Origin of the sequence: Paenibacillus sp. NPDC057934 (assembly GCF_042887565.1) — a bacterium.
Lineage (GTDB): Bacteria > Bacillota > Bacilli > Paenibacillales > Paenibacillaceae > Paenibacillus_AQ.
In genome coordinates this window covers 496,492-518,259 of the sequence record NZ_JBHVPB010000004.1, presented here as the reverse complement: position 1 = coordinate 518,259, position 21,768 = coordinate 496,492, and the positions used below count along the sequence as shown (strand labels likewise).

The following is a 21,768-nucleotide window of genomic DNA, read 5'->3' as shown; positions in this document are numbered from 1 at the left end:
ATCATAGCATTTCAAGAAGTGGACAGCAATTGGAAAAATCCATATTTCCGTCCCATTATTCGCGTTGTTCCTGCCCACTCCGCAACTTCTCCTGAGCCCGGCCCAGCATCTCAAGCACCGTCTCATGCTGCTCAGTCTCCAGCGCCTGAGTCACAGCCGCCAGAGCCTCTTCCCCGCCAATGCGTGATAGAGCCCAGGCAGCAGTTCCCCGCATCTCCGGCCGCGGCTCCCGCAGCAGAATCTCACACAGCTTCGGAACAGCTGCGGTCTCCTTGAAGTTCCCTAGCGCGATGATCGCGTTGCGCTGCATCGGCTTCTTGCCCCGCCACGCCGCTGAGCTACTGCCGAATTTCTCCTTGAACTCTCTGTTGCTGAGATCCAGAATCGGCATGAGCAGCGGCTTCACAACCTCGGGGTCGGGCTGGAGCTGCGGACGGTGGTTCCAGTTCTTGCCGCGGTTTTTCGGACAGACGATTTGGCACGTATCACAGCCGTAAAGCCGGTTTCCTATCTTAGTCATGTAGTCATCGCTCAAGAAGCCCTTAGTCTGTGTCAGAAAAGAAATACAGGCCTGGGCGTTGAGCTGGCCGGGACCAACAAGCGCTCCCGTAGGACAAGCATCAATACATTTGGTGCATTCCCCGCATCCTTCCTGGACCGGCTCGTCCGGAGGAAACGGAATATTCGTAACCATCTCACCAAGGAAAATCCATGACCCCCACTTGGGCGAGATAATCGAGCAGTTTTTCCCGCTGAAGCCGATTCCAGCGCGTTCCGCCACCGCACGATCCACCAGCACACCGGTATCAACCATACTATCCATCACAGCATCTGGTACCCGTTCGCGGATGAATGCTTCGAGGTTCGCCAACGCTTCTCTCAGCACGTGGTGGTAATCCTGTCCCCAAGAGGCGCGGGCCAGGATGCCCCGCCGAGCGCCCGGCTCCGACTTTGGCGGATTCTCCATTTTGGAAGGATACGCAACCGAAATAGAAATTATCGATTCCGGCTTATCGCCGGATTGTAGGGCCGGAATCGTTCTTTTATCGAGGTCAGGCTCTTCGAATCCGGACTCGAAGCCCTTTTCCCGGTGCTGCTGAAGTATATTTTTCAAGTAGAGAAAAGGGTCTGCGGTGGTGAACCCCACATCGTCAATTCCAAGTGATGACGCAGCCTCCTTGATCTCTGCCTTAAGCTCTTCCCACTTGGAGGGCGGTGGGGCATATGAGGTATCCGGCATTCTGTGCATCTCCGCATCCTCCTTTGATTTATTTTATAAAAAGGGAGCTTCTGTCCCCAATTGTCGACAAAATTCTCGGTACAGGGTCCGGCAACATTCGTGCTCCATCGTGCCTTCAGACCATTATAACAATAGAAAAGCATATCTCCCAGTCCTTTGCAAAGGACCCTCGAAGATATGCTTCAGTATAATGAAACAACTATCGTTCTCTATTCTAGGAAAATGTTTCCGCTTACGCAGTAGCCGACATCAAGGGGATTAGCCTACAATACTCAGCTTCCGTACGGATTTGAAGATTTGATTCTCGCCATAGCCCATAGCTTCATACAATGGCAACGCAAACGAATTATGCTCGTCCACAGCTATAAAAATACCGCTGACCTTGCGTGCCTGAAACCGGTGCTCCATAGCCGTTACCAAACTTCTGCCGACTCCTCTACGACGATAATCGGGATGTACGGCTATACGGAAATAACAGCCGTGATTCTTCTCGATCGTGCCAATAAGAGCGCCCACAATCTCTCCTTCATCTTCAGCAACTACAATGAGATCGGAATCCCATGAAAGCTGTCTGGAGAAAGGCTCAATGGTGTTCTCGAAACACTCATCCGATAGCGCGGTCTGCAGCAGTTCAGTTACTGGGCTTACGTCGCTTAATTGAAAGGAACGAACGTGCATTCTTTAAAATCTCCCTTTTCTATGGCTTATGATTTTACAAAAAGAAGGAGTTCCCATAACAGTGTGGAGACGAAAAAAGCAACAAAAATCGAGGAATACCTGCTTTTAAATCTATTAAAGCACATATTTCTCGCTATATCATCAATTTTCTTTTGAAAGCGCTTGATTTGAAGCGTTTACAAAGTATTAGTTTACATTAATTCTTTATTAAGGAAAAAATCATGAATAAAGATAGCTACAACGCGGAATCCTATTCCTTTGACACAACGTTTACAATTGAAAAATGGGATGTTCAAGCGCGGCTACTTTGTAAACATCTTTGTTTATTTAGTATTGCATTATTGTTCCATATGCTGTTTAATGATAGTAGTTAGACGGGTACATATCCCCATAGGTTATATTGGGATAACCTATAAAAAAACAACTAATATCAGGAGGGATTTTTCCATGGCATTTCAATTACCGGCACTTCCTTACGCGAACAACGCACTCGAACCACACATCGACGCTTTGACGATGGAGATTCACCACGACCGGCACCATAACACTTATGTGACGAACCTGAACGCTGCTTTGGAAAAGGCACCTGAACTGGAAGGCAAAAGCATCGAAGAGCTTCTGACCGACCTGAACGCTATTCCTGAAGGCATCCGTACTGCCGTTCGCAACAATGGCGGCGGACACGCTAACCATACTTTGTTCTGGGAAATTATCGGACCAAACGGCGGCGGCGCACCAACTGGCGCACTAGCTTCCGCAATCGACAGCGAACTTGGCGGTCTCGATAAGTTCAAAGAAGATTTCGCAGCAGCAGCAACTACCCGTTTCGGTAGCGGCTGGGCTTGGCTCGTTGTAAAAGACGGCAAGCTGGCAGTTACTAGCACGCCTAACCAAGACAACCCGATCAGCGAAGGAGCAACTCCAATCCTCGGTCTGGATGTATGGGAGCATGCTTACTACCTGAACTACCAAAACAAACGCCCAGATTACATCAAAGCGTTCTGGAACGTAGTAAACTGGGAAGAAGTTGGAAAACGCTACGAAAGCGCTAAGTAAGACGCTTTGACTTCGCTGCCTTTTGAACGGCAGCATCCGTTTTCTACTATATAAACAGCAAAAGAAGGTATCTCCTACGGCTTCAGGGCCAGGGAGATACCTTCTTTGTGTTAATATTCGGTAATTAGTACTCTGCTATCCGCGAACACGCTCATGGCAACAGGCTGCAAATGGCAGGTCTATTGCCTTGAATGTTGAGTAAATAGACGGCCAAGTTGGGACGGAGCAGGCTGTTCGCAACTGAAGGACTAAACTGCTCGACCCTACTCGGTCAAGCAAAGTCGAGCATCTTTATGTCCTGCCTATTACTACTCTTGCCCAGCCTGCTCCTGCTCGTCAAAATAGCTGTTAAGCAGCTTCAGAAACACGTTCGGAAAAGCATAATTCGCCATGTCCGCACGGTTGATCCAGCGGACTGCCCCCCGGTCGGCGGGATCGCCGCCGTCGTCAAACGGCTCCACAGGTGCGCTGCCATCGGGCAGCAGCGTACCACCCGCAGCGGCTTCTGCATCTGCGACGCCGTACACCGCCCTGCCTTCTGCGGCAAGCGGCAGGGCCTCTTCCTCCCTGCAGCGGTACACCTGCAGGGTCCAGACGATATGGCTGAACACATGTTCCGCAGCCATCCAGTGCCCTTCCGGCCGGGCAGAGATCCCGGCCGACTGCAAGGACCGGCGCAGCCGGTCCTGCGCCGCGGCCTCCGGTAGCGGCGTGCGGGGTGCGCCGCCCGCAACAGGCGGCGCCAGCCAGTGCGGCAGCTCCCACATGCGGGCGAGAAGCCCGCTGGATGGCCGCTGCCGGATGAGCACCCGGCCCGCGTGGGCACCGCGGCCCTCCACCAGAGCCGCCAGCCGCTCTTCCGGGCGCGGCGGCTTGGCCTTGGTCTTCACGGGCAGCTCGGTCTCGCAGCCCGCAAGCCGCCCGGCGCAATGTTCCATCACCGGGCAGGTAAGGCAGCGCGGCGATTTCGGGGTGCAGACCAGTGCACCCAGCTCCATGAGTGCCTGGTTGAAGCTTGAGGCCTCCCCTTCCGGAATCAGCTCTCTGACCAGTCCCTCCATTTTCACCCTGGTGGGTCCTTTAGCGATATCATCCCAAATCAAGAAATAGCGGGATAATACACGCATGACATTGCCGTCGACAGCCGGCTCCGGCCTGTTAAAAGCAATACTGAGAATAGCTCCTGCAGTATAAGGCCCCACACCCTTCAGTCCGAACACCGCGTCGCGGTCGTCTGGTACCTGTCCGCCATACAGCTCCTTCACCTGCTTGGCTGCATGCTGAATGTTACGGGCACGGGAATAATAACCTAGCCCCTCCCAGCATTTCAGCACATCTTCCTCCGGTGCATCAGCCAGCGATTCCACCGTTGGAAACCGTTCGATAAAACGGTGGAAATAAGGAATCACTGTATCGACCCGTGTCTGCTGCAGCATGATTTCAGAAATCCAGATATAATACGGATTGCGGTGACGGCGCCACGGCAGATCCCGTTTCTCTCTCTGATACCACTCCAGCAAATGGCGGCTGAAAAATACTTTAGCCTCCTGCTGTTGTTGCTCTTGCTGAATCATCTTCTATTCCCCTTATTCTTGTGTATTCATAGTTATTCTATGGAGATTCCACTACAGCAAAAGCTGAGGCAAATTCACGGGTATGGGTGATCGTCAGGTGTATGGTGTAGCCCGTACCTTCCGGCAAGGCCAGTCTTACCCAGGCCTCAGCAGTCAGTGTGACCACCGGCTTACCCAGCCCGTCCGGCAGGATCTCAATATCCTGAAAACCTACCTGACTTCCAATTCCACAACCAAGCGCCTTAACGACAGCTTCCTTGGCCGCGAAGCGTCCAGCTGCAAATTCTCCAGCCTTGCCCCCCCGCGCCTTCGCCAGAAGCTGCTCCTTCTCCGTCAAGATCCGCTGCAATAACTTCGCTCCTATACCCTTTTGCATCATTGCCTTGATGCGCTCAATCTCCAGAAGATCATGTCCGATACCGTATATCAATATTTCACGCTCCTTGTAGACGTGTATCCCCGATTGCTTCATTTAATGGTATTATAAATGGTAAGAAATTCTTGTAGAACCGTTTGTTGAACATATACCGATATAATAGAAGTAAACATAATTTCAACACCTATACTAAACCCTTCTGTATCTTAAAAGAAAACTCGTCGGAAGTCTATTCTGCAACTACCAATTGGCAACAATCGCCTTACGATAAACGCCACTCTGTATAGAAAAGAGGGATCGCCTTATGAACCGCAGCTTCGAAATTCCAGCCGGAAATGATGCCCTGCTCCGTTGCTCACGCTTTCCTGCGCATAACACACCGAAAAGCCTCATTATCATTATTCACGGTTATAAAGGGTTCAAGGATTGGGGAATGTTTCCCTATCTCGCCAATGTACTCAGTCGCGAGCACGAAGTCGTTACCTTTAACTTCTCACATTCAGGGATTGGAGAAGACCTTCACAATTTTACCGAGCTTGATAAATTTGCCCGTAACACCTTCAGTCGGGAGCTCAAAGATATGGAGATTCTACTCTCTTATCTGGACCAGCATCCTGATTTAGGTAGTCTTCCCGTCTTTCTCCTAGGACATAGCCGGGGTGGCGCTGATGCTCTGTTGTACGCATTAGATCATCCGGAAGGAATCACAGGTGTCATCTCCTGGAATGGTGTGACCCATCCTGAGGATTTGTACTCACCGGATCAGAAACGAGATATGCTACAGCAAGGCCGGGCCTACATCCTTAATGGCCGCACAGGCCAGCAAATGCCGCTGGATGCAGTGCTTCTGGAAGATCTCGAGCAGCACCAAGAGCGATATCAAATCCTGAAGCGAATGAAGGTAGCTACTTTTTCTACTGTCTTGATTCAGGGCACACGTGATGGCGAGCATTTGCGGCACGGTTCAGCACAGTTGACCGAGATCCGTCCGGATATCGACTGGGTACAAATTCCGGAAGGAAATCATACCTTCGGAACCGTACACCCTTTTGCAGGAACCACCCCACAACTGGAGCAGGCCATTGCGGTCTCTGAAGCTTTTATCGGCCGTACACTCGCTAGCCTGCCTGGAAAATAATTGTCGCTTCGCCCTACGAAACGCCAAGAACCGCCGCGGACTCTGCGCTATTTCACAGAGATGCTCGCGGCGGTTCCCGAGATCAGGTATGCTTTTACTTCATTAAATACCCGGAATGACATTGCGCTTGTGCGCTGTTCTACGGTAGTAGTTTTCCAGCTTCTCTGCGACTTCAGGGCGAACCTGCTTGCCTTCCAGATAATCGCTGTTGTCATCATAGCTAATGCCAAGCTCCGTCTCATCCGTCTGTCCAGGCCAAAGTCCGGCCGTAGGCGCTTTAGTGACTACTTCTTCTGGCACACCGATATAGGAAGCCACTTGCCGCACCTGACGTTTGTTCAGCGTAGAGAGAGGTGTAATATCGACAGCCCCGTCACCCCATTTGGTATAGAACCCGGTAATCGCCTCGGAAGCATGATCCGTGCCAACTACAAGCAGATTCTTTTCAAAGGAAAGTGCGTATTGCATCACCATCCGTGTTCTAGCCTTCACGTTACCCTTACCCTGATGGGTCATATGACGATGATCGCCAAGCGCCTTCATACCATGCTCTACTTCAAGAGCGATTTCGTTCACGGCTTCCTCAATATTGGTCTCCACCGTATGCTTCAGGTCAAAAGCCTTGGCTACAGCATAACTGTGGTCAATATCTTCCTGTTCCCCGTAAGGCTGGAATACACCAAGAGTCACGTACTCTTTGCCTTCCTGCTCCGACAGCTCGTCCGTTGCCCGTTTGCACAGACCCGCGGCCACCGCACTGTCTACTCCGCCACTAATCGCGATTAGCAGCCCTTTGGCGCCTGCTTGAAGCACATACTTTTTTAGAAAATCCACTCTCTTCTGAACCTCTGCCTCTACATCAATTGTTGGTTTGACACCGAGGTCGGCGATAATCTCTTCCTGCAAACTCACAAACTACACCCCGTTTCATCAGTCTGAAATGATTCCATTATCATCATATCACCATAATAATGGGACCTGAACACTTCCAAACCTATTCTGTCCCAAACATGGAGGGAACATCAAGCCTGAAAGTATGTATTTCTATTCTGAAAAATCCCGCATGCAGCCGGAGTATCCGGCGCAGCGAGATTATATGGACTATATAAGCTGAACTTAAGAATGATAGCTTTGATTCTTAAGTTCACTTTAGAGCTATGATTTTATTGGCAGAGACGGTTGAATACTTCCTTCAATTCAGCAGCAATTTCAGCTGCGGAACGGTCTTCAACAGAGTGACGCTCAATGAAGTGAACCAGTTCTCCATCCTTCATCAGTGCGATGGAAGGCGAAGACGGCGCATATGGCGCGAAATACTCACGCGCTTTAGCTGTAGCTTCCTTCTCCTGACCGGCGAATACTGTGAACAGGTGATCCGGCACAATCTCATTTTGCAACGCTTGGGCTACGCCCGGACGGCATTGGCCAGCAGCGCATCCGCATACGGAATTAACAACCACAAGCGCTGTACCCTTGGCATTTGGAAGCGCAGCTTCCACCGCTTCGGGGGTAAACAGCTCCTCGAATCCGATGCCTGTCAGATCGTCACGCATAGGCTGGATTGAATCTCTCATATATTGGCTAAAAGACATGGACATTTCTCAGCACTCTCCTTTGCACTTTAGCTGCTTGTCAGATCATATCACAACAGCACTTACTAACTTTATTATACATCCATACTCTGTGAAAGCAAGGGATGCGCAAGGCCTCGCGGCACTCTTCATCCTGCGGAAGCTTCCTTGCTCTCTGCAATGATATACTCCGACACCTCTGCGCACACTGCAGGGAAGGATACCGTGAACACGGTTCCCTTGCCTTCCTCCGAATCGACGGCAATCGAACCGTTATGCCGCTCGACAATGCTGAGGCACAGTGACAACCCAAGACCTGTCCCCTGGCTTTTCGTCGTAAAAAAAGGAACAAACAACTTCTCCCGCTGACTTTCCGAAATTCCACTTCCTGTATCTCGTATGATCAGTTCCACATGATCCTGCACGGTCCGTGTCTCCAGTGTCAGTACCCCCTTGGGGCCCATGGCTTCCATCCCGTTGCGACCGAGGTTGAGGATCAATTGCTTGATCTCCCGGACATTCAGATCCAGCGAAGGCAGCGAGGGACTCAGCTTCACTTCAACGCTTTGACCACGCAGATTAGCATCTGCCCACAGTAAGGGACTGAGATCATTAATAATTTCATGCAAGAGGACATGCTCCTTGTGTGAAATACGGCTCTGGGCCAGCGACAGAAAGTCATTGATAATACTGTTGGCACGGTCCAACTCCTCCATCACGATCTGATAGTAGGACTCCAGCTCCGGTGCACTCTTCTCTCTCATAAGTTGGAGAAAACCACGCACCACTGCCATGGGATTGCGGATTTCATGAGTGATGCCCGCTGCCATTTGACCTACCAAGGTAAGCCGTTCTACATTGTCCAGCTCACTCCGCATTTTCTCTTCCTCGGTCATATCCTGGACGATCAGCAGGGATCCGCCGAACAGTCCAGGTACCCGAGGAGGGAGTGGGGCTATGAATATGTGATATACCCTTGCTTTATGAATGACTTTCTCACTCGAACGCTCTTTGGTCCGGATGCTGGCACGCATGCGTGTGAAAATCTCTTCGTCAACATCCTCCCTGAACAAACGACAGACAGGTTGCGACATAATATCGACTTTAGTGACATTAGGATAATGGTTGCGGATCAGTTCCAGCATATAATCGTTGATCCCCGTGATCGCTCCATTCTCATCTAGCGACATAATGCTGAGTGGCATGATATCGGTAATCTGCTGAAGCTTCTCCGACTCCCACTGAAACTTTTCGGTAAAATCCTTCATTCGTTCTTTGAGGTGAACTCTCCCCCAAGTCACTTCTACAAAATAAATGAATACCGCCCCCAGAACAATGGCAATAAACACATACAAGGTAAGTATAAGCGCTTCCATAGCATTCCCGGAATTGCCAAAGTGCCGCTCATATTGGTCTTGTCCCCCCAGAATCGGCATTAGTGCCACGAATAGCATACTTGGGAGCAACACCATCCAGAGCAGACCGATCTTCTCTACGACCGTCCCTTTCTTAAAACGTTTGGACATACCAAACAGCAATGGATAGAGCAGGACAGACGAATTCAGCAATAGCATACTCAGGCCATCCGGCTTGGAGAAGAGAATGTTGCAGAACAGAAACAAGAGGGACAGACGAAATCCTGAACGGAAGTTGCCGTATAATATGCCTATAAAGGCTGGTAAAATTCCTAAATTGAGATAGGTAATTCCGAATAAGGACGTGGACATTAACGAGCAGAGCGTAACACTCAGCGCACATGCTATCATCAAAAAGGACTGGTTATCCAATTTGCTGTTCCTGCGGGTGCAATGGCTCTGATCCAGCCACCATTGAAAGAGAAACAGAAAGGAGCTCGCAGCCGATATTTGCAATAAAATATCCTTAACCGCACCAGTAATTGAAATCACTCCCCAAGTTGGACAAATAATCCTACACCCTTAGATTAAAGCATACCCGCGCTTTTCTGACAATTGTAAATCGACAAATGATGTCAGGACTGTGACATCAGAGTCGAAAATGGTATGATGCCGATAGAAGAACGGTAGACACAACCTCTGCTTTGACATGTAAAGGAGTAAATTCATGCGTAACTACGATGTAATAGTGATTGGTGGCGGCTCTTCCGGACTGATGGCCAGCGTGGCTGCAGCCGAGCACGGAGCATCCGTCCTACTGGTCGATAAAGGCTCCAAACTGGGCCGAAAGCTTGGTATTTCAGGTGGTGGACGCTGCAACGTGACCAATATTAAGGAGAATGCCGATCTGATCGCCCATATTCCGGGCAACGGACGTTTTCTGTACAGCGCCTTCGATCATTTTAACAACCGGGATATCATCGCTTTCTTTGAAGGCCTTGGCATTCCGTTAAAAGAAGAAGACAACGGACGAATGTTCCCCGTTTCCGATAAAGCTTCAAGCGTTGTCTCGGCGCTAATCAGCAAGGTCAAGAGCCTCGGTGTACAGATCCTGACCGATAGCCCCGTTCGTGAAGTTCTATATGAGAACGGGACGGTTAAAGGCGTCCGTCTGATGTCCGGCGCAGTGCATCATTCTTCAGCAGTGATCGTCGCTACCGGCGGTAAGTCTGTGCCCCAGACTGGTTCCACCGGAGACGGATATCCCTGGGCTATAGCAGCCGGGCATACCATTACGGAGCTGTTCCCGACAGAGGTGCCGATCCTTTCAAGAGAGGAATGGATCAAGTCCGGCGACCTGCAAGGCTTATCCCTGCGGGATGTAACACTGACGGTCTGGAACCCCAAGGGGAAAAAGGTTATTGCCCATCGGGGGGATATGATCTTCACCCACTTTGGTCTATCTGGACCAATTGCCCTGCGCTGCAGCCAGTTTCTGCGCCAGGTGAAGAACAAATTTGGGGTGGATACGGTAGAACTGTCCATCGATCTGTTCCCGGATCTTCACCCGCAGGAACTGGAATCTCAAATTCAGGACAAACTGGAACAGGAGCCGAAAAAAGCGATCCGCAATTCCCTCAAGGGATTACTGCCTGAGCGCATGATTCCGCTTCTGCTGTCCAAAGCGGGACTGGATGGGGATATTACCGGCCACAGCCTACCTAAGAATGGCCTGCTGTCATTGGCCCCCCTCCTGAAACGGATGCCAATCTTGGTACATGGCACCCGTTCCATAGAGGAAGCCTTTGTTACCGGAGGCGGCGTCAATCTGAAGGAGATTGAACCCAAGACGATGGAATCCCGAGTAATGCCGGGCTTGTTCTTCTGTGGCGAAGTGTTGGATATCCACGGTTATACAGGCGGCTATAATATTACTGCTGCGTTCTCTACGGGCTATACGGCTGGCAAGCATGCCGCTGAGGCCCACAACAACTAACAGTTGGCCGACTAGAAGTAGACCCACTAGTGGCGCCTCAATAGTGATAACAAGGACATGGACCTTAGAGTCTATATTATAGAGCCTGCTACCACAAAAACAGCGTGACGGAGCAATATCCGTCACACTGTTTTTATTTTACGAGCTTTTTGATTTGCACTTGCTCTACTTTCACTCTGTTTTTGCTTTTGCTAATGTTTCTGCTTTTGCTAATGCTCTAGCATCTCAATTATGCTCTAGCATCCCTTCCTCCTCACGAACTGAGTCGAAAGGTGTTGAATACCCGTGCAATCATGATCCCACCCAGGTAACCAACAGGAATGAATAGCAGCAGCCCCCACCAGGCATAGAGCTGCAGGCAGATCACACCCGCACAAAATACGGAAAATGGAATGAGCAGAATAGGGACTGCTTTTGCGCCGGCTCCGTTCTTCTGCTCCTTGGTAAAGGGTAATATCCCTACAAAATCATCACCCGAAAATAAGGACCAGAAAGAGTGCAGCCAATAGGCCATCAGCGAATTCAGCACGATAAATACCAGCCATTTCAGAACAGAGGGAACGATAAATATCGCCACTCCTGTTACCCCGGCAAACCACAGGTACAGCTTCATATGCGCCGGATTCCGTACCAGCGCTTTAACCGCAGCAGCTGCGAAACGGCTCTCAGCCTGCTTGGATCTCAGCAGCGGCTGGGACCTGCGGAAGATCCACGGCTTGTGCCGGGTCGGACGCGGCTTATCCAGCACACCGCGCAGCAACAGACTCGCTATATTCATACGCTGCTTATAATCCTCGCGCACATCGTTCATGAACGTGCCGCGCAGCAGGAAACGCCGCTGGACGGCTGTGGTCGTGGCAGCCGCAAAAACTCCGGCAACCGTCAGCAGCAAGCCTGGACGGTCGTACCACAGAATAGCCATCCGAAGGTAGAACCCGCAGGGAATAACAATAGCCGGAATCTGCCACAGCCATTTCCGCCACCCTTGCCGCTGCACCCTGACTAGATGTCCCAGCAGCTTGACGCACCAACTCGCAACTATCGTCAGGATCAGTAGTACAACAGCTGCTGATACAGGCACATGATAACTGCGTATGATAAAGGGCAGCATGACCAGATAAACTGCTCCTATCTTCAGTGTGGTCACGCATAGACTATACAGCAGGCCGCGCCGTATTATGGCGTTGACCCAACGCTTGCGCTGACGAAGAAACAGCAGATCGCCTTCCTGCATAAACAGCAGCAAGCCTCCCCTGCTTATCAGCAGCGTCAACAGCGCAGGGACGATCGGAAAAGGTATTGCTGTGCTCCATGCGGGAAGAGGTTCAACCCAATATCCGTAATAGATCCGTCCTCCCAGCAGGAGACTGGGGATAATCAGATAGAGCAGTACCGTCCAATCTGCGGCGGTACGAATAATCTTCCATTGCTCGCGCCAATGGGAGAGCAGCCGTCTGCGGAAGAGACGCTGTGCCGTCGGGAAAGCGTAAGCGGAACGATTTTGCCCACTCATGCCAGTTCGTCGAAGCAATCAAACAACGACGCCTCCGGTAGTCCGGCCTGAGTGCGGATATCCTCCAGTGTTCCGGTTGCTGCCATTTTACCGCCGGAGATCAGCACGAAATCGTCGCAGATTTTCTCCGCAGTATCCAGAACATGCGTAGACATTAACACTCCTGCACCTCGTATCCGCTCCGCCTCCAGCAGCCGCAGGAAGTCCTTCGTGGCCCTTGGGTCCAGCCCGATGAACGGCTCGTCCACGATATAGATGTCCGGCTGCACCAGGAACCCCAGCATCAGCATCATTTTTTGCTTCATTCCCTTAGAGAATCCCGCCGGCAAGTCATTGCGCACAAGCTCCATGCCGAACTGCTTCAGCAGCCTTTCCGCCGTCTCCTGAAACTGCCCGTATTCCAGTCCATAGGCAGCAGCAGCCAAATCCAGATGCTCCCAAAGTGTCAGATCCTCATAGAAAACCGGCTGCTCCGGCACGTAGGCATACGACTTGTTCGCCCCGCCGATCTCAACCTTGGCCTTGGCATGCTTCAACAGGCCTAGCAGGGTCTTAATGGTTGTGCTTTTGCCCGCCCCGTTCGGCCCGATCAGGCCCAGCAACTGCCCACGCCGGACCTGAAAAGATATATCAAAAATCCGAGGATCGCCAGCCTCATAACCGGCTTCTTTAATGTCAACGTCCAATACAATCTCGTTATCTGTCTCTTTGATATCCTTCGTTTCCCCCACCTGTGCAGCCCTGATCTCTTCCATCCTGCCCATCTCCTACATTCGGGTTATTAAAATCCTAACTCTCTCTCCGTGTAAAACCCTTGGTACATATCACATTTCGGATAGAAGCCAGTAATGCAATCATATCACCGGTAGATAAGACTTGCTGAGAGATTTCTTCTATGGCATCAGCAGCATGGAGCTATCGCATGAATCCAGCCCTTGTCTGATACATAACCCCGATAGTCATTCTTCATTACTTTCTTCATTCCGATTTTAGGTTCATAGCTCCCCTGCCATTTCTTAACTTTTATTCCTATCATCTTAGACTTACGAAAATTCCCATTTAACGTTTCATGAAAAAGTAAACAAGCCTGCCCCCGCAGAACATCTGCAGAAGAAGGCCTTTCACTTCAATGATTAATCCCAGTTTGATGAAGAATTGCTTTCTATATGAATTCCGGAAGGAATTCTGCGCTCGCTTCCAGCATTTCATCGATCAGCGACCGGATCTGGTCCAGCGAGAGCTCGGCGGCAGTATGCGGGTCAAGCATAGCCGCATGGTAGATATGTTCACGTTTACGGGTCAGGATCGCTTCAACGGCCAGCAATTGCATATTGACATTGGTCCGGTTGAGACCAGCACATTGCGGCGGCAAATCCTCTACTTTGCAAGGAGTGACGCCTTGGCTATCCACCAGGCAAGGTACCTCTACAACCGCATCCTGAGGAAGATTGCCGATCAAACCTCCAGTGTTGAGTACATTACCGGCGATTTTAAAAGGCACATCGGTCTCCATAGCTTCGATAATATAAGAAGCGTACTCATGGGTCCGTGCATGCGATACATCCGGGTTATTGACGAGAGAGTCCATGACCTCCTGCCAATACTCCGTCTTGCTGTCGCCCCAAGTCAGGTACCAGTCTGTCGTGATGTTGTACTGCTCAAGCAGCTCCGGCTGGCCGCTCTTGATAAAGTACGGCATGTATTCCGCACTGTGCATGCTAGATTCTGTCACATAGTAACCGAAGGATTTCATGATCTCATAGCGTACCATATCATCATGCGGGGCTGGACGCTCAGCGGCACGGCGACGAATCTCGGGATACAAATCCTCGCCATTTCGCGTGATTTCTAGCAGCCAGGCTTGGTGGTTGATTCCTGCAATCCGGTAGCGGACATTGTTCGTAGGCAGGTCCAGTCCTTCCAGCAGTTCTTTGGCACATACCTGTACACTGTGGCACAATCCTACACTCTTGATCTTCGAACCTCGTAGTACCGCTCCCGTTACGATCGCCATCGGGTTCGTATAGTTAAGGAACCAGGCGTTCGGACACAGCTCCTCCATATCTCGTGTGAATTCCAGCATGGCGTATGCGGCCCGCAGACCGCGAAGAATTCCACCCACCCCAAGCGTATCCGCAACGGTCTGCTTTAATCCATATTTATGCGGAATCTCAAAATCACTCTTAATCGTAGGCTCATACTGCCCAACAGAGATCGCATTAATAACATAGTCGGCCCCCCGCAGCGCTTCTCTACGGTCTGTATAAGCAGTCACTTGAGCGCGTCCGCCCAGATTGCGGCTGAGGTTCTTTAGCATTTTCTCGGAATTGAACAGCTTCTCATGGTCAATATCATGCAGGGCAATTTCCGCATCAGCTAGAGCCGGCGTAGTCATACAGTCACCCAGTACGTTTTTGCTAAAAATAGTGCTTCCTGCACCAATGAAGGCAATTTTAGTCATGAGGTCTTCCTCTACTTTCTGTTTATAAATTTGAGTAAATCTGATTTTTATAAGAGCAAATTTAGTTCACTACTTCGTTACCCCTTTACGCTTCCCATCACAATGCCCTGGCTGAAATATTTCTGCAGGAAAGGATAGATGAGCATGACAGGCAGCATCGCTACAAATACTTGGGCTGCCCGTGAGGTCCGGTCTGAAATGGCTGCCCATTGGGTAAGATCAGCCACATTAATCAGGCTCATATCCCGATTGACAATAATGGTCTGTAGATACGTCTGCAGCGGATAATGTGCCGGATTGTTCATGAGGATCAGACCGTCGAACCAGGAGTTCCAATGCGTTACGATGCAAAATAGGGTTAATGTCGCAATCGCCGGGGCAGATAATGGCACAGCTATTCTCCAAAGCGACTGCCACACTCCGCTACCGTCAATCCGCGCAGCTTCTTCAATCTCCGGCGGGATGTTCTTGAAGAAGTTGAGCAGCAGTATGACGTTGAAAATTGGCACTGCCGCAGGCAATATAAGTGCCCAGAACGTATCCAGGATGCCTGTCGCCCGAATCGTCATATACCAGGGAATCAATCCCCCGCTGAACAGCATCGTGATAATGAAATACCATACGTAATAATTGCGGAAGCGGAATGTGCCGCGCTCCTTGGACAACGGGTAGGCGACGAGTATGGTCAGCACCATATTGACCGGGACGCCGACCAGCACTCTTTTCACCGAAACCAGAAAGGACTCTACAAATTCCGGCTTCCCGACCACAAACCGATAAGAATCCAGATTGAACTCCACCGGCCACAGACTTACCTTTCCGGCATTTACCGCCGTGCTTGAACTGAACGAAATCGCCAGCACATTGATGAGCGGCAGCAGACATGCCAACCCAAGCAGAATCAGAAAAGTGTAATTCAGAATGAGAAAGACGCGCCGTCCAGGGCTATTATGTCTATTCACAGGTCTCCTCCTTCTTTAAAAAATCTTGTACCCGGCAAAGCGATAAGCCAGCAGATAGGAGGCTCCTATCATAATCAGTGACACAACGGATTTGAACAGTCCCACTGCAGTAGCGACACCATAATTGGCATCCTGCATCCCGATTCTGAACACCAACGTATCAATGATGTCTCCGCTAGGGTACACTTGGGCGCTGTACAAATTGAAGATTTGGTCAAACCCCGCATTCAGCACGTTGCCAAGGCTCAGGACCGTCATCAGAATAATGATCGGGAGCATACCGGGTAGCGTCACATAAAGCGTCTGCTTCCAGCGGCCTGCCCCATCTATCGAGGCGGCTTCGTATAAAGCCGGATTAATTCCCGTTAGTGCCGCAAGGAACACGATCGTTCCATAACCAAACTCCTTCCAGGTATCCGTCAGCACCATGGTGTACGGGAACCATTTTACATCGCCCAGAAAGAACACAGGTTTGATGTGAAAGAAGCTAAGCAGGCTGTTGATTACTCCTGTTGAAGGCGACAAAATATCAATCAGAATCCCGCTCAGAATGATCCAGCTCAGAAAGTGAGGGAAGTAGATGATCGTCTGAATGCCCCGCTGAAACCAGCGGACCCTCACCTCGTTCAGCAGTAGCGTTACCACTACCGGCACCAAGATTCCCGCAATAATCTTCATTAGCGCGATAAATACTGTGTTCCACAGCACCTGATAAATGCCTGGAATATTCAGCATGTATTCAAAATTGCTCCAGCCCACCCATGGCGAATGAAGAATCCCTTTGGCCGGACGATAGCGTTGAAAAGCCATCATAATCCCGGCCATCGGAATATAGCTGTAAATGAACACCAGCAGAAATCCTGGAAGAATCATTAGGTGATAGGGTAGCTCGCGCCAGTTGGGCCCCCGTAATTTGGAGCTTGGTACTTGCGGCTTCCCGGTTTTTCCTACCGCGACTGGTTCCATTCATTCACCTCTTTTGTAATGGCGCTGCCGCCAAGAGCCTTCCAGTTCTCCGCAAAGCGGTCAAATTGATTGAGGTCCCCGCCCATAACAATTTGCGTGAAGGTTTCGAGCTGCTGCTTTTGCAGGGTAGCGTTATGCTCAGTCATCCCGTCCGTAGGTGCGCCGAAGAACAGATCGTTTTGCAGCGTGTTATTCTTCGAATAACCTTCGAGTACAGAGAGCGAACCCTTCTCACCATACATATTCAGAACACCAAAGTAATTATTGTCACCGCCCTGCGCCTTAACCGAGCTATCGTAGTATCCCTTCTCCTCCGGGTTCAGCTTGGAAGGATCCTTGGTCTTCAAGGCGTCAGTGACATGTAGATAGGCATCCAGATTCTTGCGCGGAGCTTCTCCGTATAACAGGGCGTAGTTAAACAATGCGGTCCCTTTCTCAGCATCTGTGTTGTAGACATCCGGCTCTGCAGTTTCACCCCATAGTTTCTCAAGTGCCAGGTTCAACAGTTTAACCGCAGCTTCCGGATGCTCCGCACCCTTTTTCACAACGTAGTAGGAATTAATCGCAAAAGGCACCTGTGCTTTCGCCGGCTCCCCCGTCGAAGACGGAAGCGGTACAGCAATCCAATCCGCCTTCGGATCAGCGATCTTGCTATCCTGCAGCCAGCCAGCACCTGTATTCCAGAAGTATCCGTACAGCATGCCAACCTTGCCTGCCACGGCATCCTGGTTCACTTTACTCGGGTCCTTCGTACCGAACTCCTTATCGAGCAAGCCATCCTTGTACATACTCTGAAGGGCTGCCAGTGCGGTCTTGATCTCCGGCTGAATGCTGCCATACGCAAGCTCCCCATCCTTGTCGACCCAAATATTCGGATAAGCACCGTACCCGTTAAAGAACCCTTCTGCTGCGGCATAATAAGCCCCGGCATCCTTATCAGCAATATCCTTATTAAGTCCAAGCCCATACGTATCCTGCTTACCGTTCTGATCAGGATCGTTAAACGTGAAGGCTTTCGCCACAGACATCAGATCATCCATCGTCTTCGGTACTTCGAGACCAAGATTCTTCAGCCAATCGGCCCGAATCCACAGTACATCGGCTTGACCAAGACCTGAACCCATCATTGGAAGGGCATACAGCTTATCTTGGAAGGTCGCTGATTTCAGCGCATTGCCTCCGTCCTCCGAGAGAATCTTCTGGGTAAATTCAGAAGCGGTACTGGAATAGAATGAAGTCAATTCTTCTATTTGCTCATCTTCTACCAGGCGCTTTAGCTGGGCCGCATTCACTTTCATAATATCGGGTAGCTGGTCTGACGCGATGGCGATGTTCAGCTTTTGATCATACTGGGCTGTCGGCGTCGTCCAGTCATAGTTGATTTTGATCCCCAGTTCCTTCTCATAGGCACGGCTCCAAACGTTGTTCTGAAGCGACTCCCCTTCACTAAAGGTCATGCCATCCGAGATTGCGCGGACAGCTGTAACGGTAATAGCAGGTTCATATTTACCCATTGGATCAATATTCTCAGCTTGCGGCTTTGACTCTTCCGGCGCACTGTTATTGCTTGTAGCTTCGTTATTGTTGCCCGCACATGCCGTAGCCCCGAACATTAATGCCATCACTGTAATTCCGGTTACAAGCAGTTTTGCTTTCCCCACACGGACATCCCCTTTTTGTTTATGATAAGTACACTGTGATTATAGCAAGCGTTTACAAAAAGGAGTGACAGGTTATCATTCTCGTCTTGTATGAATTTTTTGTGCAATCAACGACACATCTCTTTCCTAAAAATCATCCACCTAAAAAAAGAAAAAAACCACGTAAGAGACCATGGTTTTGATAAGGTGTGGCAGATATAGGTTAATAGAATAAGTTCACGGAGTAGAAGTTTGCTTGAACTCACTAGGTAGCATCCCTGTTGCGTCTTTAAAAATCCGGCTGAAGTAACGCTGATCCGTAAAACCGCATTGTTCAGCAATCCAGTAAATGGGCTGGTTCGTATAACGGAGCAGTTGCTTCGCCCGCTCAATACTGACCCATTGCATATAGGACGTGAAGGACATCCGCATGACCTCTTTAAAGGATATACTAAAATAGCTTTGGCTTAAGTTCACTTCTCTGGCTAGCCCGGACTGCTTCAGTGGTTCTTCCCTGTCTTCCAGAATCAGACTGATGGCACGGATAATCGATACCAGAACCTCCTCATTGTAGCCGGAAGCACGCAGCCACTTTTGCAAGTGTTGACGCTGGATCACTAACCGGGATACGTTGTGGTTACCTGAACCACTCTCCGGTAAAAGATCATTCTTTTCAAATCGGGGGAATGCCTGATGGACAAAATCATACCAATTCCCGATCGCCGTCTGCAGGTCAAGTCCATTATTCTTCGCTTGCATGGTATTCATTAGACGCTCAAATTCCTCATCTGGAAATACCCATGCAAGTTTGTGCATTTCTTGATCCAACATCGCCATCGTCATCTCAGGCGCTGCTCCTGAAACCTCCAGTTCCGTCTCTGCCTGATTGACAGCAGCAGCGATTCGGCCTAGCAGAGCATTCAGGTCCTGATCCTCCAGTTGTGTTTTGACAATATAATCGATAGCGCCAAGGCGGAGTGCCTGCTGAATATAATTAAAATCCTGGTGACAGGTTAGAATAACCGCCTTGACTGGCGAGTGGATCTCATTCAGATGTTCGATGAGTTCAAGTCCCGACATCCCCGGCATCGTAATATCCGTTACCAGTAGGCGAATGGAATGAGTTTGCATGAACTCCAACGCCTTTTCGGCACTGGCTGCTTCCCCGACAATCCGAATGCCGTGCTGCTCCCAGGGAAGCATGACCCGCAAGCCTTTACGGACCAGACCTTCATCATCGACTATAAGAGCTTCAATCATTACGTACCCTCTCCTCCCTGATCACAGTAGGCAGCTTCATTACAATAGAGGTCCCCGCATCCAGATGACTTTCCACAATCCATTCTGCTGAATCACCGTAGTAAACCTCAAGCATTTTGCGTACATATCGCAGACCGATCCCTAAGCCGGACCCTTGGTCAATCCGTTCTTCACTTAACATCTCCGTCAGCTTCGCCGCCGGTATGCCGGAGCCGTTATCGCGCACCTCAATCATAAGCGTATCCGGATTTTCCAGCACAGCAAGCACGGTAATCTCACCCTCATCTTGATTAAAAGCATGATATAGAGCGTTTTCAACAAGGGGTTGCAGAATAAATCTCGGCACCTGTATGTCCAGAAGCTCATCTGGAACTTGAATGTCCACGTTAAATATATGGTCATAGCGTATATTTTGCAATTCAATATAGTCTTTCAAAGCAGCAATTTCCGCCCTTAATTCGACAATAATATTCTGCTTGCCGAGATTATAATGCAGCACTCTTGTAAAAATCGTCACTAGCTGCGCTATGTTGCTCTGACCCTGCATACGGGCTAACCATTGAATCGTATTCAAAGTGTTATGCAAAAAATGCGGGTTGATCTGCACCAGCAATTTCTCCACCTCGAGCTTGCCGCGCCGTTTTTCTTTTTCCTCTACGTCTGTAATCAGCTCATGTATGCGGTTTCGCATCTCTGTAATATTGTAAAGAATATGGTTAAATTCAACCAGCCCGGTATCGGTAGGAGGCTCAGCAACGCGCTGCTGCCTGAAATTCAAAATCTCATGATTCACCATACGCAGCGGCCGATACACCATGCGCCAGACGCCCCAAGCCAGAGACACCCCAAACAAAAGCGACAAAAGCGAGAACAGTATAAACTGCGAAATCCATTTGTTGATTTCATGCTTGTAATCCTTCATAGGCACGAATTGATATAGCTTCCACCCATGTTGTCCATTCGCTTCAAAAGCTTTATAGCCAGCGGGCAGCGGATGCTCCCCGTCTATGCCCACCGATGAGGCTTCCGGCAAGTTACTGAATAGAAGTTCGCCGCTGTCATTCATCAGTGTGTAATAGAGATGATCCCCCGGAGAACGGCCAGAGGTATCGGCAAATTGATCGCTGAAGCCAACAACCTTAATCTCAATATATACATAGAGCGGCGGCCTCGGAGAATTCTCCAGCTTTCGCATCAATGAAAATACAAGATTGTTATCCGTTCGGGTAAGCGTGTCGTCAGGACCGTAATAGGAAAAATTACGTTGCTGAAATAACAATTTCAAGCGCTCCGGTTCAAATCCGGCAAGATCCGGTGAATTCGGAAACATCACTTTCTGACTGGAATCCGGAGAATAGAAGAACATGGCACCCAAATTAGGATTGGAAAAGTTAACATTGGCCATAGAAGATGAGATATTCCTATATAGCGTAGAACGTTCATAAGGAGCAGTGCTGTCCAAAAAGCGTACGACATCACGGCCAATACCGCCCTCTATATCGAGGAGTTGGGATACCCTTTCCATTTCCTCGATTTTCCGCTCCAGCTCTTCCTTCTGCCATATCACGCTATTCTGCAAATCCTGATCGATCTTCTGCGTCTGTACGGTGTAAATCCAGCGGTAAGAAATAAAACCAATGACGACAATCGGAAAGATAGCCGCCAGTACCAGCACGAAGGCCAACCGCCCCCGCAGCGACCGGAAATTGAAATAGGTTCGGTTCGAATGAAGCAAGACAACACTCCCTTTTTTCTGCCCGCAAGCCAAGCTGATGACTCAAGTGTGTCACAAGTGAAACTTCCGCATATCCCCTCCATTATACCGTCCGATGCCTGCAGAACAACCAAAACATCTTTGCTTTATTGCGGAAAAAGAAGAGAAAATGGACCGGTTCAAAAAATTGTTTGATTTTTAATAATTAAAAGTGTGCTCATTGTGACAAATCACATGTTCTTCTGCGTTTCTTTAACGTATTGTAAAG

17 protein-coding genes and 1 pseudogene are annotated in these 21,768 nt (G+C 49.8%); 3 read left to right on the top strand and 15 right to left on the bottom strand.

The window, feature by feature from the left end; all coding sequences use genetic code 11:
* Nucleotides 1–76: 76 nt before the first annotated feature.
* A pseudogene (gene queG / locus ACFVRY_RS12180) lies at nucleotides 77–1,240 on the bottom strand (tRNA epoxyqueuosine(34) reductase QueG); the annotation flags it as partial.
* Between the two features lie 258 nt (nucleotides 1,241–1,498).
* Nucleotides 1,499–1,918, bottom strand: coding sequence for a GNAT family N-acetyltransferase (locus tag ACFVRY_RS12175; RefSeq protein WP_387500447.1), 420 nt, complete (start codon nucleotides 1,916–1,918; stop codon nucleotides 1,499–1,501).
* A gap of 447 nt (nucleotides 1,919–2,365) precedes the next feature.
* Here ACFVRY_RS12175 and ACFVRY_RS12170 point away from each other — a divergent pair, with 447 nt between their 5' ends.
* The gene (locus tag ACFVRY_RS12170) at nucleotides 2,366–2,974 is read left to right on the top strand and encodes a superoxide dismutase (protein WP_387500446.1); all 609 of its coding nucleotides are present in this window, start codon (nucleotides 2,366–2,368) and stop codon (nucleotides 2,972–2,974) included.
* 308 nt (nucleotides 2,975–3,282) lie between these two features.
* Here the strand turns inward: ACFVRY_RS12170 and mutY are convergent, their stop codons facing one another.
* Nucleotides 3,283–4,548, bottom strand: coding sequence for an A/G-specific adenine glycosylase (gene mutY, locus ACFVRY_RS12165; RefSeq protein ID WP_387500444.1), 1,266 nt, complete (start codon nucleotides 4,546–4,548; stop codon nucleotides 3,283–3,285).
* Between the two features lie 37 nt (nucleotides 4,549–4,585).
* Nucleotides 4,586–4,978 (bottom strand): holo-ACP synthase, encoded by a 393-nt coding sequence (acpS, locus tag ACFVRY_RS12160; protein ID WP_387500443.1) that lies wholly within the window; start codon nucleotides 4,976–4,978, stop codon nucleotides 4,586–4,588.
* 250 nt (nucleotides 4,979–5,228) lie between these two features.
* Here acpS and ACFVRY_RS12155 point away from each other — a divergent pair, with 250 nt between their 5' ends.
* Entirely contained in the window at nucleotides 5,229–6,062 is an 834-nt protein-coding gene (locus ACFVRY_RS12155; protein ID WP_387500442.1) for an alpha/beta hydrolase family protein, read from the top strand.
* A 102-nt stretch (nucleotides 6,063–6,164) separates the two neighbouring features.
* Here ACFVRY_RS12155 and nadE read toward each other — a convergent pair whose 3' ends face one another.
* The 3 genes from nadE to ACFVRY_RS12140 form a co-directional block, all read right to left on the bottom strand.
* Nucleotides 6,165–6,974, bottom strand: coding sequence for an ammonia-dependent NAD(+) synthetase (gene nadE, locus ACFVRY_RS12150; protein ID WP_387500441.1), 810 nt, complete (start codon nucleotides 6,972–6,974; stop codon nucleotides 6,165–6,167).
* Nucleotides 6,975–7,225: 251 nt separating this feature from the next.
* Nucleotides 7,226–7,660, bottom strand: coding sequence for a BrxA/BrxB family bacilliredoxin (locus ACFVRY_RS12145; protein ID WP_387500440.1), 435 nt, complete (start codon nucleotides 7,658–7,660; stop codon nucleotides 7,226–7,228).
* Nucleotides 7,661–7,782: 122 nt separating this feature from the next.
* Nucleotides 7,783–9,540 carry a two-component system sensor histidine kinase NtrB gene (locus tag ACFVRY_RS12140; protein ID WP_387500439.1) on the bottom strand — a complete coding sequence of 586 codons (1,758 nt, stop codon included), beginning with the start codon at nucleotides 9,538–9,540 and terminating at the stop codon, nucleotides 7,783–7,785.
* A gap of 175 nt (nucleotides 9,541–9,715) precedes the next feature.
* On the opposite strand from ACFVRY_RS12140, the gene ACFVRY_RS12135 reads away from it, so the two are divergent.
* Nucleotides 9,716–10,984, top strand: coding sequence for a BaiN/RdsA family NAD(P)/FAD-dependent oxidoreductase (locus tag ACFVRY_RS12135; RefSeq protein ID WP_387500438.1), 1,269 nt, complete (start codon nucleotides 9,716–9,718; stop codon nucleotides 10,982–10,984).
* Nucleotides 10,985–11,237: 253 nt separating this feature from the next.
* Here ACFVRY_RS12135 and ACFVRY_RS12130 read toward each other — a convergent pair whose 3' ends face one another.
* From ACFVRY_RS12130 to ACFVRY_RS12095, 8 genes are all read right to left on the bottom strand, one after another.
* Nucleotides 11,238–12,497 (bottom strand): ABC transporter permease, encoded by a 1,260-nt coding sequence (locus ACFVRY_RS12130; RefSeq protein ID WP_387500437.1) that lies wholly within the window; start codon nucleotides 12,495–12,497, stop codon nucleotides 11,238–11,240.
* A complete protein-coding gene (locus tag ACFVRY_RS12125; protein ID WP_387500436.1) occupies nucleotides 12,494–13,252 on the bottom strand; it encodes an ABC transporter ATP-binding protein in 759 nt (252 codons plus the stop codon). The genes ACFVRY_RS12130 and ACFVRY_RS12125 overlap by 4 nt, the downstream gene beginning before the upstream one ends.
* Nucleotides 13,253–13,659: 407 nt before the next feature.
* A complete protein-coding gene (gene melA, locus ACFVRY_RS12120; RefSeq protein ID WP_387500435.1) occupies nucleotides 13,660–14,958 on the bottom strand; it encodes an alpha-glucosidase/alpha-galactosidase in 1,299 nt (432 codons plus the stop codon).
* Between the two features lie 77 nt (nucleotides 14,959–15,035).
* Nucleotides 15,036–15,920: a carbohydrate ABC transporter permease gene (locus ACFVRY_RS12115; RefSeq protein WP_387500433.1), complete on the bottom strand. Its 885-nt coding sequence runs from the start codon at nucleotides 15,918–15,920 to the stop codon at nucleotides 15,036–15,038.
* Between the two features lie 15 nt (nucleotides 15,921–15,935).
* Complete coding sequence (locus ACFVRY_RS12110) at nucleotides 15,936–16,793, bottom strand: ABC transporter permease (protein ID WP_387500496.1); 858 nt, start codon at nucleotides 16,791–16,793, stop codon at nucleotides 15,936–15,938.
* Nucleotides 16,794–16,867: 74 nt separating this feature from the next.
* On the bottom strand, nucleotides 16,868–18,547 hold the full coding sequence (locus tag ACFVRY_RS12105; protein ID WP_387500431.1) for an extracellular solute-binding protein: 1,680 nt from the start codon (nucleotides 18,545–18,547) through the stop codon (nucleotides 16,868–16,870).
* Between the two features lie 216 nt (nucleotides 18,548–18,763).
* On the bottom strand, nucleotides 18,764–19,786 hold the full coding sequence (locus ACFVRY_RS12100; RefSeq protein ID WP_387500430.1) for a response regulator: 1,023 nt from the start codon (nucleotides 19,784–19,786) through the stop codon (nucleotides 18,764–18,766).
* Entirely contained in the window at nucleotides 19,779–21,521 is a 1,743-nt protein-coding gene (locus ACFVRY_RS12095; RefSeq protein ID WP_387500429.1) for a cache domain-containing sensor histidine kinase, read from the bottom strand. Before ACFVRY_RS12095 ends, ACFVRY_RS12100 begins: the two co-directional genes overlap by 8 nt.
* Nucleotides 21,522–21,768 lie beyond the last annotated feature (247 nt).

What these genes read in the sequence shown, in the direction of transcription:
- ACFVRY_RS12175 (WP_387500447.1), bottom strand. Translation starts at nt 1,918, where the DNA reads ATGCACGTTCGTTCCTTTCAATTAAGCGACGTAAGCCCAGTAACTGAA.
- ACFVRY_RS12170 (WP_387500446.1), top strand. Translation starts at nt 2,366, where the DNA reads ATGGCATTTCAATTACCGGCACTTCCTTACGCGAACAACGCACTCGAA.
- mutY (WP_387500444.1), bottom strand. Translation starts at nt 4,548, where the DNA reads ATGATTCAGCAAGAGCAACAACAGCAGGAGGCTAAAGTATTTTTCAGC.
- ACFVRY_RS12155 (WP_387500442.1), top strand. Translation starts at nt 5,229, where the DNA reads ATGAACCGCAGCTTCGAAATTCCAGCCGGAAATGATGCCCTGCTCCGT.
- ACFVRY_RS12145 (WP_387500440.1), bottom strand. Translation starts at nt 7,660, where the DNA reads ATGTCCATGTCTTTTAGCCAATATATGAGAGATTCAATCCAGCCTATG.
- ACFVRY_RS12135 (WP_387500438.1), top strand. Translation starts at nt 9,716, where the DNA reads ATGCGTAACTACGATGTAATAGTGATTGGTGGCGGCTCTTCCGGACTG.
- ACFVRY_RS12130 (WP_387500437.1), bottom strand. Translation starts at nt 12,497, where the DNA reads ATGAGTGGGCAAAATCGTTCCGCTTACGCTTTCCCGACGGCACAGCGT.
- ACFVRY_RS12125 (WP_387500436.1), bottom strand. Translation starts at nt 13,252, where the DNA reads ATGGAAGAGATCAGGGCTGCACAGGTGGGGGAAACGAAGGATATCAAA.
- melA (WP_387500435.1), bottom strand. Translation starts at nt 14,958, where the DNA reads ATGACTAAAATTGCCTTCATTGGTGCAGGAAGCACTATTTTTAGCAAA.
- ACFVRY_RS12110 (WP_387500496.1), bottom strand. Translation starts at nt 16,793, where the DNA reads ATGATTCTTCCAGGATTTCTGCTGGTGTTCATTTACAGCTATATTCCG.
- ACFVRY_RS12100 (WP_387500430.1), bottom strand. Translation starts at nt 19,786, where the DNA reads ATGATTGAAGCTCTTATAGTCGATGATGAAGGTCTGGTCCGTAAAGGC.